The organism is Flavobacterium sp. R1_16, from assembly GCF_057652095.1.
The window spans coordinates 1-240 of record NZ_JBYFCG010000056.1; the positions used below are offsets into that span (position 1 = coordinate 1).

At 31.7% G+C, this 240-nt stretch carries 1 protein-coding gene; it reads right to left on the minus strand.

Annotated elements, in window-relative coordinates; all coding sequences use genetic code 11:
- On the minus strand, window positions 1-170 hold a 170-nt coding region (locus AC23L6_RS13430), incomplete at its 3' end, for an OB-fold domain-containing protein (RefSeq protein ID WP_487570233.1).
- Between the last annotated feature and the right edge of the window lie 70 nt (window positions 171-240).

Here is a 240-nt window from a genome sequence, read left to right on the forward strand (position 1 = left end):
TGCGCATCTTCCTTTATTTGAAGATTAGTGAACAATTTGATGTTTTCAGACTGTGGTAGTATTGAATAAGTATGCAAGTAAATATTAACATGATAACCAACTCCTCCGCAGTCAATTACTACCTCTGTAGGTGATTTTTCAATTAATTTTCCTTGTATGTGTGCTTTCATAAGTACGTTAGTATTATGCCATATATAACAAAAAACTTCTATTAGGATTCGTATCCCTAAACTATGTGTT